The organism is Dickeya oryzae (genome assembly GCF_009372235.1).
Taxonomy (GTDB): Bacteria; Pseudomonadota; Gammaproteobacteria; order Enterobacterales; family Enterobacteriaceae; genus Dickeya; species Dickeya oryzae.
In genome coordinates this window covers 957957-975246 of sequence record NZ_ML762920.1, presented here as the reverse complement: position 1 = coordinate 975246, position 17290 = coordinate 957957, and the positions used below count along the sequence as shown (strand labels likewise).

The 17290-nt window shown below is 51.5% G+C and carries 13 protein-coding genes; 5 read left to right on the top strand and 8 right to left on the bottom strand.

What is annotated here, in order from left to right; translation table 11 throughout:
• Nucleotides 1-33: 33 nt before the first annotated feature.
• From paeY to hmpA, 5 genes are all read right to left on the bottom strand, one after another.
• The gene (gene paeY, locus FAZ14_RS04310) at nucleotides 34-1692 is read right to left on the bottom strand and encodes a pectin acetylesterase PaeY (RefSeq protein ID WP_016941817.1); all 1659 of its coding nucleotides are present in this window, start codon (nucleotides 1690-1692) and stop codon (nucleotides 34-36) included.
• A gap of 77 nt (nucleotides 1693-1769) precedes the next feature.
• The gene (locus tag FAZ14_RS04305; RefSeq protein ID WP_016941818.1) at nucleotides 1770-2927 is read right to left on the bottom strand and encodes a polysaccharide lyase; all 1158 of its coding nucleotides are present in this window, start codon (nucleotides 2925-2927) and stop codon (nucleotides 1770-1772) included.
• Between the two features lie 530 nt (nucleotides 2928-3457).
• Nucleotides 3458-4675, bottom strand: a complete 1218-nt coding sequence (gene pelE2 / locus FAZ14_RS04300; protein WP_016941819.1) for a pectate lyase PelE2 — start codon at nucleotides 4673-4675, stop codon at nucleotides 3458-3460.
• 438 nt (nucleotides 4676-5113) lie between these two features.
• On the bottom strand, nucleotides 5114-6295 hold the full coding sequence (gene pelA / locus FAZ14_RS04295) for a pectate lyase PelA (protein WP_338084598.1): 1182 nt from the start codon (nucleotides 6293-6295) through the stop codon (nucleotides 5114-5116).
• Between the two features lie 485 nt (nucleotides 6296-6780).
• Entirely contained in the window at nucleotides 6781-7968 is a 1188-nt protein-coding gene (hmpA, locus tag FAZ14_RS04290; RefSeq protein ID WP_153508089.1) for an NO-inducible flavohemoprotein, read from the bottom strand.
• A 329-nt stretch (nucleotides 7969-8297) separates the two neighbouring features.
• On the opposite strand from hmpA, the gene glyA reads away from it, so the two are divergent.
• The 5 genes from glyA (at nucleotide 8298) to FAZ14_RS04265 (ending at nucleotide 13997) form a co-directional block, all read left to right on the top strand.
• The gene (gene glyA, locus FAZ14_RS04285; protein ID WP_012885725.1) at nucleotides 8298-9551 is read left to right on the top strand and encodes a serine hydroxymethyltransferase; all 1254 of its coding nucleotides are present in this window, start codon (nucleotides 8298-8300) and stop codon (nucleotides 9549-9551) included.
• 146 nt (nucleotides 9552-9697) lie between these two features.
• Nucleotides 9698-10846, top strand: coding sequence for a 3-phenylpropionate MFS transporter (locus FAZ14_RS04280; protein WP_153508088.1), 1149 nt, complete (start codon nucleotides 9698-9700; stop codon nucleotides 10844-10846).
• 42 nt (nucleotides 10847-10888) lie between these two features.
• On the top strand, nucleotides 10889-11551 hold the full coding sequence (locus FAZ14_RS04275) for a DUF1007 family protein (RefSeq protein WP_029456394.1): 663 nt from the start codon (nucleotides 10889-10891) through the stop codon (nucleotides 11549-11551).
• Nucleotides 11542-12579: a nickel/cobalt transporter gene (locus tag FAZ14_RS04270; protein WP_153508087.1), complete on the top strand. Its 1038-nt coding sequence runs from the start codon at nucleotides 11542-11544 to the stop codon at nucleotides 12577-12579. Before FAZ14_RS04275 ends, FAZ14_RS04270 begins: the two co-directional genes overlap by 10 nt.
• Before the next feature lie 296 nt (nucleotides 12580-12875).
• On the top strand, nucleotides 12876-13997 hold the full coding sequence (locus FAZ14_RS04265; protein ID WP_016941825.1) for an ABC transporter substrate-binding protein: 1122 nt from the start codon (nucleotides 12876-12878) through the stop codon (nucleotides 13995-13997).
• Nucleotides 13998-14115: 118 nt separating this feature from the next.
• On the opposite strand, the gene FAZ14_RS04260 is transcribed toward FAZ14_RS04265, so the two are convergent.
• From FAZ14_RS04260 to FAZ14_RS04250, 3 genes are read right to left on the bottom strand one after another with little or no spacing between them, the layout of a single operon-like run.
• On the bottom strand, nucleotides 14116-14907 hold the full coding sequence (locus FAZ14_RS04260) for an ABC transporter ATP-binding protein (RefSeq protein WP_016941826.1): 792 nt from the start codon (nucleotides 14905-14907) through the stop codon (nucleotides 14116-14118).
• Nucleotides 14904-15986, bottom strand: a complete 1083-nt coding sequence (locus FAZ14_RS04255; RefSeq protein WP_016941827.1) for a FecCD family ABC transporter permease — start codon at nucleotides 15984-15986, stop codon at nucleotides 14904-14906. Before FAZ14_RS04255 ends, FAZ14_RS04260 begins: the two co-directional genes overlap by 4 nt.
• A 3-nt stretch (nucleotides 15987-15989) precedes the next feature.
• Complete coding sequence (locus tag FAZ14_RS04250) at nucleotides 15990-17114, bottom strand: ABC transporter substrate-binding protein (RefSeq protein ID WP_029456395.1); 1125 nt, start codon at nucleotides 17112-17114, stop codon at nucleotides 15990-15992.
• Between the last annotated feature and the right edge of the window lie 176 nt (nucleotides 17115-17290).

Sequence of the window (17290 nt, the reverse complement as noted above, 5' to 3'; positions counted from 1 at the left end):
ACGTTGCTTTGCCTAAAACGAGATTTCTCCGCATTACTGAGCCGTTGCCTTCAACTTACCTGCCAATTCCCGTAGTGAAGGGGTCGCTTTGATCTGGTCTGCGACTATTGCCGCGACCGCCTGCGCGCCTTTTTGCTGGAAATGGGTGGTATCGGGTTGGGTCAGGCTGCCAGCCTGATTACGGTAATAAGGGTAGCGATCCGGATCGACGGCCAGCCAGTATTGTTGCCACTGCTGTCCATCACCCTGATTCGCCAGCGCCAGTGTTGCGGTTTCGACATCCAATAGCGGTACCTTGTTCTTGCTGGCGGTATCGCGGATGGTCTGGCTGTAATCGCCAACAAAGGCATAACCGCCCACTTTGTTCTGTTTTGTCAGATGGCTGTGAATCGCCGGTGTTCCATTTTTTCCGTCGGCGTTTTTGACGCGGGCTGTCGGGGTCAACAACACCGGTATCATACGATGCGCCCGTGCGTAACGGATGTAGCGTTCCAACGAAATCTGGAAAGACATATCCGGTTTACCCTGTGGGTATTGCGGTTTGCCATCTGCACTGTTGGGATAGGTGCAAAGGTTGGCGACATCGGCAGCTCCGCGAACGGCTTTCTGGCTATCGCAGTTTTGATCGTTATGCCCCATACCGATGAACAGGTAATCACCTGGCCGCATGAATGGCTCCATCTGACGGAACCACCCTTCGTAATAAAAATCGCGCGAACTGCGTCCTGAACGAGCACCGTTGACGACGGCGACATGGCTGTCTGGACGCAGTTGTTGTTCAAACACCTGTCCCCAGCCCATGCGCGGAAAGCGCGCTTTCTCGTAGGTCGCCGCTGTTGAATCGCTCACAATGAAAATACGGGTGCGAGCCTGTTCCAGTGCTTTGCGCTGCTGGCTGGCACTGGCGAGATCCAAGGGTTCATAACTGCCGGAGGCGTTTAGCCCGACAATCGGGTGGAATCCGATATCGGTCAGCACCGTGTGACCAGCCTCGCCGCTATCATTGTGATAATTACGGGCATGGTTGGTCACCTGGAGGATCCTGGTAAAAGCCGGTGTCAGGGGATTCGGATAGGTTAATGGATCGAACTGCGCGGGGGCGGCAATACCCGCCTGTTTCAGTGCATCATCAAACCCGGTATGGAATTCACGATAAGCGGTTTCCCAGGAGGCGACTGACAAGGGGGACAGCGTGGTGGCATTGAGTAGTTGCTGCGGGCCAATATAGCCAGCTGATGCAGCGATGTCAGATAAAATACGATCGGTCAGCGGATTGATATTGATACGATTTTCATGGCCGTCACGCAATTGAGGCACCAGTGCGCCCAGGCAAATGGCGCGAAGCTGATTACTCGTCAGGCAATTCTGTCCGCCCGCTTCTATAGCGGACAGGCGTAGCGGTGTGATCATTGAAGAGACATCGGCATAAAACCGCCCCTGGATATCGGTTTTCAGGCTGCGCTCTGCGCCACGCTGGTCTTTGATAAGCAAGGTAGCTGGAAAACGTATGTCACGATACATCACCTGACCGCTAATCAGCGTGTTGGGGGCAAGCGTTGTGACAGTTAACACCGGCTGCGTGGAAGAAGGTGGAGTGTCCGGTGCGGTGGCTGTCGCCAGCACAAAAGCAGAGGGCATACAACAAAGCAGCGAGCTGAGAAAAAGCGTCCGTTGCCAGGTAGTGGTAAACATGGTGGTGACCTCTTCTGCCTGCGATTGATGCAGTAAGCGGCCACTCGCTGGAGTGGCCGCTGTTGTTGGCAAGGGAATTACAGTTTGCCGTAGCCTGCGCTGCTGGTGATGCTGTTAGCCAGGCTGCTTGTCATGCTTTGAACCGAATATTTGTACGGCAGAGTGGGTTTGTAAGTGGTAAAGCTGCAGTTGTTTAACCCGGCCGCGCCACCATTGATCAGTGAACCATTGTCAGAGAGCACTTTGCTGTTGAACGATTTCACTACATCACAATTTGATTTCAAATTAGAGATGTTGAAGTAGTTACCTTCAGACAGAATGCTGCCGCTGGTGCCCAGACCAAAGCTATACAGGTAGCGGTAAACCTTAGCTTTCACGTCGCCCAGATAAACGTTGTTGTAAGCGTGGATGCTACCAAAGCGCACACGCGGAGTACGCTCGGTTACGCGGTCAAACACGTTGTTGTGGAAAGTAACGCGCAGTTTGCCGGAGTCCTGTGCGCCGTTGCTGTCGCTGTGGCCGATCAGAATGGTTTTGTCGTGCAGTTCGAAACGGCTGTTTGAAACGGTAACGTAGTCAGAGCCTTTCTTGATATCCAGTGCACCGTCATGCTGTACATAGGTTTCGCCATTTTTGGTGGTGTATTTGTCGTCGGTGAAGCTGCCATCGCTGATAGTGACATGGTCAACCCAGACGTTGGTTGAGTTATCGATAACGGATGCATCCCACTCGGCGTTCCAGCCATCACCAGTTTCATAATGCGGTGCGACGTCTACCGGCGTTTCGATATACAGGTTACGCAGGATAACGTTTTTTACGCCCTTGATAACCAGCGAACCGTTGGTGAATTTACCATTGCTGCCGATACCGATAATGGTGGTATTGGACGGAATGCTGAGCTGGCTGCGGGCTTTCTGGTCGTCAAAGCTGGTGTAGGCTTTGCCGCCGCTGATATCAATCGCGCCGGTTATCTGAATGATTTTGGGGTCGGAATCTGAGCCGTTCAGCGCGGCTTTAAATTCGCTGATACTTTTCACTGCATAGATTTTGGCTGATGCCGCCTTAGCGCCACCAGTCGTACCGCCATTTTGTGTCGCCCAACCGCTAGATGCGGCTTCGGTCGCTTTGCTGGTTTGCAAATCCGCGGCGTGAGCAGCGGAAGTCACCATCGCAGTAGCAATGATCGCTGCCAGTAAACTTTTTTTTCCTGCAGAAGACACACGAGAGTTATTCATAGACCGTTTCCTTGCGCTGTAGGCGCTAATCCAAAGTGCATTATTTAAAATCGAAAAACTGTTTGCTAAAAAATGAAATGCCATTTTGTCTTTCGGCAAGGCGGATTTTTAAGCATTTTTGATTGTATGTTTTGAGATCAAAATCTCGTTTTTTTTATGAGACTTATTAATTTTGTCTAAAATGTGATCGAGACCGGTAACTTTCGATAATAGATGTTGAATTAATTTTTCTATTAAATTCAGTGATATACTTTGGTGTTTTTGTCTGTAGTAAGGACGGCGGTTAACAATAGATTCGATTTTTATTAAATATAATTTTATTGATATGAGGGGCTTATGTCAGGCTGAACCCGCCAGCGCTGATGGTGAAAATCGGACCGGCGTGTGCAAAACACCGTTGTTGCAGAACTGAAAAATGTTGGAGTGAGAGGGACGATATTCTTGCTGAGGTAATGCGGTGGTAGATAGGGAAGCGGAGCAGAAACTGAGAGGCCACTGATGAGTGGTGGCCTCCATGATTGAGTAGAGAATTACAGTTTGCCGTAACCCGCGTTGCTGCTGATGCTGTTTGCCAGACTGGTCGTAATGCTCTGGGCTGAGTACTTGTAGGGGATTTTAGCGGTATAAGCGCTGAAACCAAAACTGCAACCGTTTAGATTGTACGCAGCACCGTTGATGATTGAGCCTTTATCGGAGAAGATCTTGCCGTTAAAGGCTTTGACCACGCTGCATTCTTTATCGCGACCACTGATCTTTTTGAGATTATCAATAGTAAAGGCGTTGGATTCAGACAGCAGGCTACCGCCGGTGCCGATGCCGAAGCTGTACTGATAACGGTAGGCTTTGTGGTTAACGTCGCCGATGTAGACGTTGTTGTAAGCATGCACGCTGCCGAAACGTACCCGAGGCGTTCGTTCACCGACGCGGTCAAACACGTTGTTGTGGAAAGTGACGCGCAGTTTGCCGGAATCCTGTGAGCCGTTGCTGTCGCTGTGGCCGATCAGAATGGTTTTGTCATGCAGTTCGAAACGACTGTTGGAAACGGTAACGTAGTCAGAGCCTTTCTTGATATCCAGCGCCCCGTCATGCTGGACATATTTTTCACCATTTTTAGTGGTGTATTTGTCATCGGTAAAGCTGCCATCGCTGATGGTCACATGGTCAACCCAAACGTGATCCGAATTATCGATCACGGCGGCATCCCACTCGGCGTTCCAGCCATCACCAGTTTCATAATGTGGCGCGACGTCCACCGGGGTTTCGATATACAGATTACGCAGGATGACGTTGCTCACGCCTTTGATAACCAGCGAACCGTTGGTGAATTTACCTTTGTTGCCGATACCGATAATGGTGGTATTGGACGGAATGCTGATCTGGCTGCGGGCTTTCTGGTCGTCAAAGCTGGTATAGGCTTTGCCGCCGCTGATATCGATAGCGCCAGTTACCTGAATAATCTTGGGTGACGAATCGCTTCCATTTAACGCCGCTTTAAATTCGCTGATACTTTTCACGGCATAGATTTTAGACGATGACGCTTTAGCGCCGCCGGTTGTACCGCCGCTTTGTGTTGCCCAGCCGGTAGAGGCGGTTTCTGTCGCTTTGGTGGTTTGCAGGCTGGCGGCAGACGCGGTGGATACCATCAGTGCAGTGGCGATGACGGCGGCTAACGCGTTTTTCGTGGTGTGGAGGGCAGAACGTCCGGCTATTTTCTGTCTCGAAACAGAAGACATAGATAAGTTGTTCATCACGATTTTCCTTATTCCTTGTTCACGCTGTGAATGTTCCAGGGGTATCTATGGATTAACGGTGTCTCAGAAAACGGAATAGCATTTCATCTTTTGGTTTGGCGACTATTCGTGTGTTTTTAGTGCCTGTTTTGTGAACTGTTTCACGATGATGGCAATCGATTTTGTTAACAAAAAATAATCTATTGACTGACTTTGTAACCTTGTGTTACGTGCGCGATTTTTATATTTCAAATAATATCAATGTGTTGGTTAGGTGATTGTCGCTGTTTAGTGTGGGTATGATTAAATAAATTGCGTATTGGTGAGTGGGGGATATAACGCTGGTCTAACCGGCGTGGAAGGACAGGATAAGCGATGAAAAGCAAAAGTGGTGTAAAAACGGCTGCTGATGCAGCCGTTGAAAACGCGAGTCCGTTGAAAACACGAAAAGAGAAATTACAGTTTGCCTGAGCCGGCTTTATCCGTAATGGATTGTGCCAGTGCGGCAGTCATTGGCTGAACGGTATAAACGTAAGGAATTGCACTGGTATAAGCGCTGAAACCACAACCGGATAGATCAACCGCACTGCCGTTTAGTGTGGAACCGTTATCGGAAAAAATGGAGCCGTTGAATTTCTTCACAATCTTACAGGCTTTGCTGGTGCTCAGATTCGCAATAGTGAAGCTGTTGCCTTCCGATAACACGCTGCCGCTGGTACCGATACCAAAGCTGTATAAGTAGCGGTAAACCGGATCTTTTACGTCACCTTTGAAAACGTTATTGAAACTGTGGATGCTGCCGTAACGTACGCGAGGAGCGCGTTCGGTGACGCGGTTGAACACGTTATTAAACAGGGTGACGTGTAGCTTACCTTTGTCCTGAGCGGAGTTAGTGTCGCTATGGCCGATCAGCATGGTTTTGTCGTGCTGATCGATAAGGCTGTTGGAGATGGTCACGTAGTCGGAGCCACGTTTGATATCCAGTGCGCCGTCATGCTGCACATAGGTTTCGCCATCTTTGGTGGTGTACATGTCATCAGTGAAGCTGCCGTCAGTGATGGTGACGTGATCAATCCACACGTGGTGCGCACCATTGGTGATATTCATGCCATCCCACTCGGCATTCCAGCCATCACCCGCTTCGTAGTGCGGCTCGACATCAATCGGCGTCTGAATATAGACGTTACGAATGATGACGTTGTTGGTACCGTCGGTGCCATCAATAATCAGCGAACCGTTGAGGAATTTTGCGTCGCTACCAATCCCGATAACGGTGGTATTAGCGGGAATCATAATCTGGCTGCGGGCTTTTTGATCGGCAAAGTCTTTGTAAGGTGTACCGCCGCTGATATCAATCGTCCCTTTTATCTGGATAATCTTCGCAACGGTACCAGCGCTCAATGCACTAGTGAATTCGCTGATATTCGTGACGATGTAGATATTGTTGCTGCTTGCGGCCGCCCCGCCAGTGGTCGCGCCGTTTTGCGACGCCCAGCCGACAGAAGGGGCCGATTCCAACGCTTTATTGTTAATCAGCTCAGCGGCGGACACGCCAGAGGTCATCACGCCAGCTATCAGGGTAGCCAGCAGATAGGTTGAAGAGCGGGTAAAAGAACGTCCTGATGATGTGTTCATCATATTTTCCTTAGTTGACGCTTGTTTGAGTATTAAAATTTTCCATATATATCGAAAGGCATTTTTTATTTATTGCCCGCAAGGACATCACGTCATGAATTTCACTATTTATTAACTTTGCTGCATTAACAATAATGAATATGTGTTGCTGATGTCGCTGAAGGGCTGCCAATGAATACGATCTATTTATTTATTTTTCAATTGAAACAAATAATGAAACACTGTTTTAAATGTAACATTGTGTTTTTTATCTCTGATTAGAATAGATTGCTATGGCTTTCTTTTTATTCGGGAATAAAGCAAAAAATGATAACTCGCGTTATTTTTTTGTATGACGAGTAGGGAGTTGAAAATGTTCTCAAAAAAGCTGTGATGAGTTTATTTGGAAACACGCTTCCAGTATTTTTTTAGAAAATAAAACAGGCCGGATGATCGGCCTGCTGACATTGTAGAGGTAAAAATAGAGGTAAAAATATTGTTGGTGTGAGCTATATCACTTTGTGTGGACCAAAACATTCATAATGAATGTGTGATTCGGTAACTCCCGCTTCCAGCAATTGCCGGGCGGCAAATTGCATAAAAGCAACCGGACCGCATAAATAGCACTGTAGGTCTGCCACCGGCAGTGATGTGGGAAGGTCCTGCAACGCCATTAAGCCGTGGAAAATTACAGGGTGTGGTGTCGCTTGTGGTGGCGTTTCCCGATACCAGATATAGGATTGCAGTTGCGGCAATGCCGTACCAAGGTTGGCGACTTCATCCGCGAAGGCGTGTACTTCTGGGTTTTCTGCCGCATGCAGCCAGAAGATGTCACCCTGATGGTATTGCTGTTTCAGACTATGCAACATGCCGAGCATCGGCGTCTGGCCGACCCCCGCGGAAATCAGCGCCACCGGTGTTGATGGCGCAACATCCAGAAAGAAATCGCCGTGCGGTGCAGCCAGTTCAATGATGTCACCTTCACGGGCTATCTCATGCAGGTAACCCGATACACTGCCCATGGCTTCACGTTTGACCGCGATACGGTAGTAGCGTCCATTGGGTTCAGTCGTTAGTGAGTACTGACGAATTTCCTGATGTTCAAGGCGCTTATCACGGATATAGACCGCCAGATACTGGCCCGGACGGTATGCAGCGATAGGGCCGCCATCCGCCGGTTCCAGCGTGAAGCTGGTAATCAGGCTGCTCTGAGGCTGTTTTGATACGATACGGAACGGTCGCGTGCCATACCATCCCCCGTGTTGTTCGGCGCTGTGCTGATAAATGTCACTTTCCCGCTGGATAAAGACGTCTGCCAGTACATTGTAGGCTTTGCCCCAGGCATCCAATACCGCCTGACCCGGCTTTAGCATTTCTTCAAGCGTGGCTAGCAGGTGAGTACCTACTATCTGATATTGCTCCGGACGGATGGTAAAGCTGGCATGTTTCTGGGCGATTCGCTCGACAGCAGGCAGCAGCGCAGGCAGGTTTTCAATGTGTGTCGCATAGGCACAAATCGCATTGAATAACGCTTCGCGCTGATCGCCATTACGCTGATTGCTCATATTAAAGATATCTTTCAATTCCGGATTATGCTGAAACATCCGTTGGTAAAAGTGCGCGGTTAACGCCGGGCCAGTTTCGACCAGTAACGGTATCGTGGATTTAATGGTGGCGATGGTTTGTTGATCCAGCATGGTGAACCCCTTCGTTATTGTTATTAAGTTGCATTCAAAATGCATGTTATTGCAAAGGGCTCTGCCTGTAAATACCTCGGTGCAAGGGGGCAAAGGGAAGGGCGACGATGGTGTGCATGAAAAAAATGCAGGTGACGAATGAGAAAAAGTCAGCCAGAACGATAAATCCCAGCAGGATGGGAAGCCTTGTGTAGCCTGTAGCTAATCGTTTGCGTAAAAACCTCTGTCAAGCTCTATCATCCCCGGTCCAAAACGGTTTACACTATGCACCCACGGCCCCCTGGGGTGATTTTAATAAAGAAGCACGTTAGCTGAGTCAGGAGATGCGGATGTTAAAGCGTGAAATGAACATTGCCGATTATGATGCCGAGCTATGGCAAGCAATGCAGCAAGAAGTGGTGCGTCAGGAAGAGCACATTGAACTGATTGCGTCAGAAAACTATACCAGTCCACGCGTCATGCAGGCCCAGGGGTCTCAGCTGACTAACAAATACGCCGAAGGGTATCCGGGCAAACGCTACTACGGCGGTTGCGAATACGTCGACGTGGTTGAACAACTGGCGATCGATCGCGCGAAAGAACTGTTCGGCGCTGATTATGCCAACGTTCAGCCGCACTCAGGTTCTCAGGCTAACTTTGCTGTCTACACCGCGTTACTGCAGCCGGGCGATACCATTCTGGGTATGAACCTGGCGCACGGTGGACACCTGACTCACGGCTCCCCGGTTAACCTGTCCGGTAAGCTGTATAACGTCGTGCCTTACGGCATTGATGACAGCGGCAAGATCAACTATGACGAAATGGCTGAGCTGGCACGCACGCACAAGCCGAAGATGATCGTGGGTGGTTTCTCCGCTTACTCCGGTATTGTGGACTGGGCGAAAATGCGTGAAATCGCTGACAGCATCGGCGCTTACCTGTTCGTCGACATGGCGCACGTCGCGGGTCTGGTTGCGGCGGGTGTTTACCCGAACCCGGTTCCGCATGCGCACATCGTGACGACCACGACGCACAAAACCCTGGCGGGCCCGCGTGGTGGCCTGATCCTGGCGAAAGGCGGCGACGAAGACCTGTACAAGAAACTGAACTCTGCCGTGTTCCCGGGCGGACAGGGCGGCCCGCTGATGCATGTTATCGCGGGTAAAGCGGTTGCGCTGAAAGAAGCGATGGAGCCAGAGTTCAAGACCTACCAGCAGCAGGTCGCGAAAAACGCCAAAGCGATGGTGGAAGTGTTCCTGTCTCGCGGCTTCAACGTGGTGTCTGGCGGTACCGACAACCACCTGTTCCTGCTGGATCTGGTCAGCAAGAATCTGACCGGTAAAGAGGCGGATGCTGCACTGGGTCGTGCCAATATCACCGTCAACAAAAACAGCGTGCCGAACGATCCGAAGAGCCCGTTCGTGACTTCCGGTATCCGTATTGGTACACCAGCGGCAACCCGTCGTGGCTTCAAAGAAGCGGAAGTCCGTGAACTGGCTGGCTGGATTTGCGATGTGCTGGACAATATCAATGACGAAGCTGTTATTGAGCGCGTCAAACAGAAAGTGCTGGACATCTGCGGCCGTTTCCCTGTTTACGCCTGATAATCCAGCCTGATCTGCCCGGCTTTGTCGGGTAGGTTGCCAACGCCAGCCTTAGGGCTGGCGTTTGTTTTTCTGTTTCCCGTTTGCTTCCCGTTGCGTCTGTTCCGGCTCTCTGACAGAGTAACCGACCGTAGAGGGGAGACAACATGGTTTTACAATCCACATATTGGCTGGCACTCAGCTATTTCACCTATTTCTTCAGCTATGGCATTTTTTTGCCTTTTTGGGGCGGCTGGCTCAACGGCGAAGGGCTATCTGCTGAGGCGATCGGCATTCTGCTGGGTGCCGGGCTGGTGGCCCGATTTATTGGCAGTCTGTTCATTACCCCGCTGGTAAAAGACCCTGCCCGGTTGATTAGCGTATTGAGATTGTTGGCACTGCTATCGGTGCTGACATTCATTGGGTTCTGGTTGGGCAGCGCCTGGCTCTGGCTCCTGATAGTCATGGCAGGGTTTAACCTGTTTTTTGCGCCCTTGATTCCACTGACGGATGCGCTGGCTGCGACCTGGCAAAAACAGATTCCGCTCGATTATGGCCGGGTGCGCGTCTGGGGCTCCATTGCGTTTGTGATAGGCTCTGCCGTAACCGGGCAACTGGTCGCCGTCTGGGGGCATCAGGCGATTTTAGTCACCCTGGCGGTGGGATTGCTCTCAATGCTGCTGGGGATGATGTTACGACCGCATGTGATGCCCGCTTCGGTAAAACGTCACCAGACACACACTGCCGCTACGCCATGGCGTGTTTTGCTGCGTGAGTCTGCGGTCTGGCGTTTCTTATTGTGTGTGTCTTTGTTGCAGGGGGCGCATGCCGCTTACTACGGCTTTAGTGTGATTTACTGGCAGCAGGCGGGATATTCGGCGGCGGTTATCGGCTATCTGTGGTCGCTGGGTGTGGTCGCGGAAATCGTGGTTTTTGCATTGAGTAAGCGCCTGTTTGGGCATTGGAGTGCATCTGGGCTGCTGATATTGTCTGCATTGTGCAGCGTGGTACGCTGGAGCCTGATGGGCGCGACGGTGTTGCTGCCGTGGTTAATTGTGATGCAGATTTTGCATTGCGGCACCTTTACGGTTTGCCATCTGGCCGCGATGCGGTTTATCTCTTCCCGTCACGATGCTGACGTACTGCGCTTACAGGCGGCGTATTCCGCGCTGGGCACAGGGGGCGCGGTTGCGGTGATGACGGTCGTATCAGGGTTCCTGTTTGAGCATTTGCAAGGTGGAACCTTTTGGATAATGGCAGTGCTGGTGTTACCTGCGTTCATGTTCCGTCCGCAGATGAGTACTCGCTCTCGCTAAGTGAATGGGCGTCAGTGTCAGGTGAAACGGTCAGGATAAACAATGTTACATTATAACAATTTAGGCTTTTCATTCCGTTGGGTAAGCTGCCTGTTATTGACACTGCTAGCGTTATCCGGCCCGGCATTCGCCCATCCACACAGTTTTATCGATATGAAAACGACGGTGGAAGGGAAAGACGACCTGATAACCGGATTGCGTATGAACTGGACGATGGATCCTATTACTTCCGCCGATTTGCTCTATGATGCCGGTAACGCGGCGAAAGATTCCGACGTGTGGAAAAAGCTGGCGGCAGGCGTGATGGCGAATGTGCTGGGGCAGCATTACTTCACCGACGTTTATCGCAACGGAAAGCCCGTGAAATACCTGCCGCTGCCAACAGAATATCATCTCTCCCGCGCGGGTAATAAGGCGGTACTGGAGTTCGTATTGCCGCTTGCTCACCCGCAGCCACTGGCCGGCGCACCGCTACTGATTTCCACCTATGATCCTTCCTACTTCGTGGATATGTCGTATAAAGACGATAAAGCGATTCAGATTAGCGCGGCGCTGGCCGCACGCTGTAAAACCACGCTGATGACACCTAAACCCGATGCCTCGCTTCAGTCCTATGCGTTGTCGCTGGATAAAAATGCGCAACCCTCTCAGGATATGGACCTTGGAAAACAGTTTGCTCAACAGGTTACATTGCAATGTCAGTAAATCGCTCGCGAGTTTCCCCTAATTATTTGCACTGGTGGCCGCTGGCGTTGTTTGTGCTACTACTGGGGGTTGCTGCATGGCTGGCGTGGGTCTGGTGGCCATCGCTCTTGTTGCAAAGTGTTGAATGGCAGCGATCTTTACATCAACAGATGTCGGATTTGATGGAGCAGGTGCATGCCAGACCTCAACAGGCTGGCTGGACGCTGGTGATGTTTAGCCTGGTCTATGGTGTGCTGCATGCTATTGGTCCCGGTCATGGCAAAGTGGTGATCGCCACTTATCTGGCGACGCACCCGTCCCGACTGAAAAGCAGCCTGCAACTGACTCTGGCAGCCGCGTTGTTACAGGGGCTGGTGGCGATTATTTTGGTGACCGTCGTGCTGGCGGTGTTGCAGCTTTCCAGCCGGACTTTGCATCTCAGCAGTTTCTGGATGGAAAAACTCAGCTTTGTGTTAGTGACAGGGCTTGGGGGATGGCTGTGTCTGCGTGCGTTTCGACGCCTGCTGACGGTGTTGTTCCCCCAGTCTAAACCGCGAATTCACGCATTAACGCCGCTGAACGCACCGGCGCCGGGGCGTCGGCTGACACCGCCTGTCACACGCCATCAGCATGACGCGCATTGCGGGTGCGGCCATCAGCATGTGCCGTCGGCAGACACGTTAAACCACAGTGATGGCTGGCGAACCCGCCTGATGGTCGTATTGGCGATGGGAATGCGCCCGTGTTCTGGTGCGATCCTGGTGTTGTTATTCGCCAAAGTGCTGGATGTGTTTGTCTGGGGTGTGATCTCTGCGTTGACCATGGCGCTAGGAACGGCGCTGACAGTTTCGCTGTTAGGTGTGGCGGTATTGTTCTGCCGTCGTCAACTGGAGCGTTTAAGCCGTGATGGGACACCTTCCCGCTGGCAACCCTTTCTCTGGTCGGCCTTATCGCTAGCCGGTGGCATGATGCTGACCTTTGCCGGTATTGTGCTTTATCTCACCAGTCAACCCGATGTTATGGGCGGCATCCGGCCATTGATGGGGTAAGTACCGTTATCTCCCTTCGCATCGTCATCTGGCCCACAGTTTTCCAAATAGCAGTTCCCTAACGCTCAGTTTCCTAACATTCTGTGCGTTAAGCAGCACTGCTATTTTGTAAAGCAGAAGGAGCGTTGATACCGCGCTATGTTGTCTGCCTGCATCTTCTGTTCATTTCCTGTCCATATAGCGACTTATCCTGTTCTTTTCCTGTGAAAAATATTGCTCCCAAGCTGAGGCAACTTTATTATTTCATTGAATGATAATCAGTCTCATTATCCATTGGGTGATCAGGGAATAGCAGAATGAAAAAGTGGTTGTGTGCTGTTGGCATGGTATTGGGGTTGGCGTCGGCCGTCAGGGCGGCACCGATAGTGATTGAAGATGTTAGCGGCAGAACCGTTGAGATCAAATCTGAAGTCAAACGGGTGATTTTGGGGGAAGGGCGGCAGATTTATCTGCTGGCGGCTTTTGATACCGATGCACCATTCCAGCGCGTGGTCGGCTGGCGGGATGATTTGCCGAAAGCAGACTACGATGGCTATCTGGCTTATGAGAAGAAGTATCCGCAGATTAAGCACTTGCCAACCTTCGGCGGAGCTAAAGACGGTACGTTCAACGTAGAACAAGCCGTGAATCTGAAGCCGGATTTGGTGCTGATGAATCTGGAAGCGAAAGCGGCGACCGATGAGGCTAAGCTGATTGAAAAGCTCGGCGGGTTGGGCATCCCGGTGGTCTTCATCGACTTTCGGGAAAAGCCTTTTGAAAACGCAGAAAAAAGCATTCGCATCATGGGGCAACTGCTGAGGAAACCAGAGCGTGCTGAGGCCATTATCCAATTCCGTCGTCAGCAGATTGATGTCGTGACCGAACGCCTTAAACAGTATCAGGGGCCTCGCCCGAAAGTTATGATCGATCGCGCAGGTGGGTATGACGAAGAGTGCTGCATGTCATTCGGCAATGAGAACTTCGGAAAAATGGTGGAAGCCGCCGGTGGCGTGAATATCGCTAAAGGTATTATTCCAGGTACATTCGGTACGCTAAACCCGGAGCAGATCATCAGCGCGCGCCCGGATGTGGTGATCGTCACCGGCGCTAACTGGAAAAACTACAATACCGCCAACGGTTGGGTCGGTGTTGGCCCCGGAGCTGACAAGTCACAGGCGTTGCAGCGTTTGCAGAAACTGATGGAACGCCCTGCATTTAAAACCTTGCCAGTGGCCACCAACGGTAAGGCGCATGCCATCTGGCATCAGTTTTATGACAGCCCGTATCAGTTTGTCGCAATTCAGGTGATAGCGAAGTGGCTGCATCCGGATTTATTTAAAGATATCGATCCCGATGCGACCTTCCGTACCTTCCATGAGAAATTCCTGCCGCTGCCGTATCAGCCTGGTTATTGGGTGACGCTACCGGCGAAATCCTGACAGACGACTGCCGCCTTCACGGGCGGCTGATAGCTCAATAAAAAAGCCCTGAACCAGTAACTGTTCGGGGCTTTTTTCAGTGCTTATTAGACGGATTAGCAGGTTTGCAGCGGGAATTTCACAGCCGTGGTTCAGTGACCAGCCCGTCGATCATCACTTGTGGAATACCGCGCGAGCAGCGTTCAATGCGGCCACGCACGCCATACACCTGAGCCAGACTGTCTTCACTGATCACGTTAGCGGGTTCGCCGTCTGCGATCAGTTTGCCGTCTTTGAGCATCAACACATGGTCGCCATGACGCAGCGCGATATTAATGTCGTGTACGACGACTACCGTCACAATATTTCGCTTACGGGTTTCCTGGCGGACCAGGTCCATGACGTGATACTGGTAATTGAGATCCAATGCGCTGAGTGGTTCATCAAGCAATAGCAGTGAAGGCTGGCGGATCAGCGATTGTGCCAGCCCGACCAGCTGTTTCTGACCACCAGAGAGTTGATCCAGATAGCTCATTGCCAGATGCGAAATACCCAGTTGCCTGAGCAGCGCCAGCACTTCATCTTCGTGACTGCTGTGATGCAGTCCGCCGGATGCACGCTGAGCGACGATAATCGATTCCAGTACATGGAGATGTACGCCTGCGGGCAATGATTGCGGCAGATACACCACTTTTTCCGCCCGTTTGGCGAAAGGTAACTGCATCAGGTTGACGTCATCCAGTAACAGGTCGCCTTGCGCCTGTCCTAAACCGGCCAACGCGCGCAGCAGTGTCGATTTACCGCTACCATTTGGCCCCAACAATACCGTTATTTTACCGCGTGGCAGGAGTGGCACCGACAGGTCGTTAATGATGTTTCGTTTGGAGTAACCGGCAGAAAACCGTGAAATCGACAACCCATTGTGACTCATACGTTCCCCCGGTTACGCAGAATAATACTCAGGAAGAAAGGAACCCCTACCAGCGAGGTGACAATCCCAACCGGAATAATGACGCCGGGCAGCAGGTTTTTGGACGCGACTGACGCTAGCGACAACACCAACGCCCCCGTCAGGGCACTAGCCGGTAGATAAAAACGGTGGTCTTCACCGAAAATCATACGGGCGATGTGCGGGGCGACCAGACCGATAAAACCAATCGGCCCGACGAACGCGACCGATAGAGCCGACAATAAACTGATGCGCAGCAACGTCGTCAGACGCAAACGGCGTACGTTGATACCAAAGCTGATGGCGCGATCTTCACCTAAACGCAGTGCGGTCAACTTCCATGAACTCATCATGGACAGCGGCATCACCACAGCGAGAACGGCCAGCAGAATACCGAGTTTCTCCCAGGAGGAGCGGGCCAGGCTACCCATCGTCCAAAACACCAGCCCTTGCAGCGTATCTTCGTTGGCGACGAACTGCAAAACGGAGACCAGCGCGTTAAACGTGAATACCAGTGCTATACCGAATAACACCACGCCAGAGGTCGCCACCTTCGTCCAGCGGGTAATACCATCCAACAACAGAGCCGCCAATAGCGCGAACAGGAAGGCGTTAGCCGAAATGAACCATTGCGCTGGCACGCCGGGAATACCAATCCCCAGTACGATTGCCAGCGCCGCGCCAAACGCCGCCGCCGACGAAACCCCCAGCGTGAATGGGCTGGCTAGCGGGTTATTCAAAATGGTTTGCATTTCTGCACCGGCCAGCCCCAGCGCCAAACCGACCACCACCGCCATTAAGGCGTAGGGCAGACGGATGTCCCAGACGATGACCCGGCTACCAGCATCGGCGTTAGCCGGGTCGGTCAGTGTCTGCCACAGTACATCAAGAGGCAGGCCGGAAGGGCCGAGCATAAAGTCCAGCAGCAGGGAGGCCACAATCGCGACCGCCATCACCGCCATGATCACCAGCCGATGGCGGATGACGGCGTTGTACTGGGTTATCGCGCTGTTTTCAGCCGTGTTGACACGGCTGATGGAGGATTCGGTGGTTACACTCATGGGTTAATTAGCCAGTTTACGGGCAAACACAAAATTGTCGTCAGGCAAGGTGGTGAAATGGCGAACGATGTAATGATAGGTCTCGTCCGGGTTCAGATTGCTGAACTGCTTCGGATACACCGCTTTGGCCAGATATTCCATACCAACAATGTTGTACGGATGGTTATAGAAATGGTGGTAAATCCCATAGACCTGACCTGCTTTAATGGCAGGAACCTGGTCAATACCGGTACGGCTCAGCAGTGCTTTGGCTTTTTCCTGGATATCGCTGTCGCTGGCACCATAGCCAAATGGCAAAATTTTGCTGGTACCGTTACCACGTTTGGAACCGGTCATGATGTAGGTATCCGGTTTTTCACTGATCACTTTTTCCAGTGAGACAAAACCCGATGCTCCCGGCAGCAAACCAGATCCGATGTTTTTCGCGCCGATGGCTTCCAACAGGCCACCCCAGCCATTGTGGGCGTGAGTAAAGCAACACGCATCAGAGTTGCCAGCGATAGGTTCGATAAAGACGGTGGGTTTGGGGGCGATACCGGCGGTCACTTTTTGAATATCGTTAAAGTGCTGGCGGTAAAAATCAGTATAGGCTTTGGCATTTTCTTCACGGTTTAACACCTTGCCAAGCAAGTCAACGCTGGGAGCGGTGTTTTGAGCCGGGTTGATTTCATAGTCCACAAACACCAGCGGAATGTGCAGCGCGTTCAGTTTGCTGATGACACCATTTTCCATCAGTGCCGGTTTGGCGCGCAGTTGGGCAATCATCAGGTCTGGTTTTTTAGCCAGAATACTTTCCAGCTCCACGTCACCTTTGTCGCTGAACCCCATGTCGAGGATGCCCTCAGATTGTGGCCATTTTCCCTTCAACAGATCCCAGGTGGCGGTGTCTTGTTTCTTGGGCAGATTGTTCCAGGCAACCAGTCGGTGGAACGGATTATCGCGATCTAACAACGCCATCGACATGATGTCGCGCCCGTCCTGCAATACAACGCGCTGCGGTTCCTGGTTGATGGTGACGTGCTGTCCGTCGATATCGGTCACGGTGAGGGGATACTGGGTGGCCAGGCTGGCAAAAGAGGTGGTCAGTGTGGTAGCCAAAAAAAGAGAACGCCATGATTTCTTTAACATAACTTATCCTGTCATTAACCGCTGTGTGTAGGTCAATCCTGAGTCAACTGAATGAGAAATGAATGAGTTTAATAATTATTATCATATAAGGTTAAACTCTTACTCAATAGGGTTGAGTTGTAAAGAAAAATAACAGAGAAAAATCATAGCGTGGGCATGGCTGATGACATGCCCAC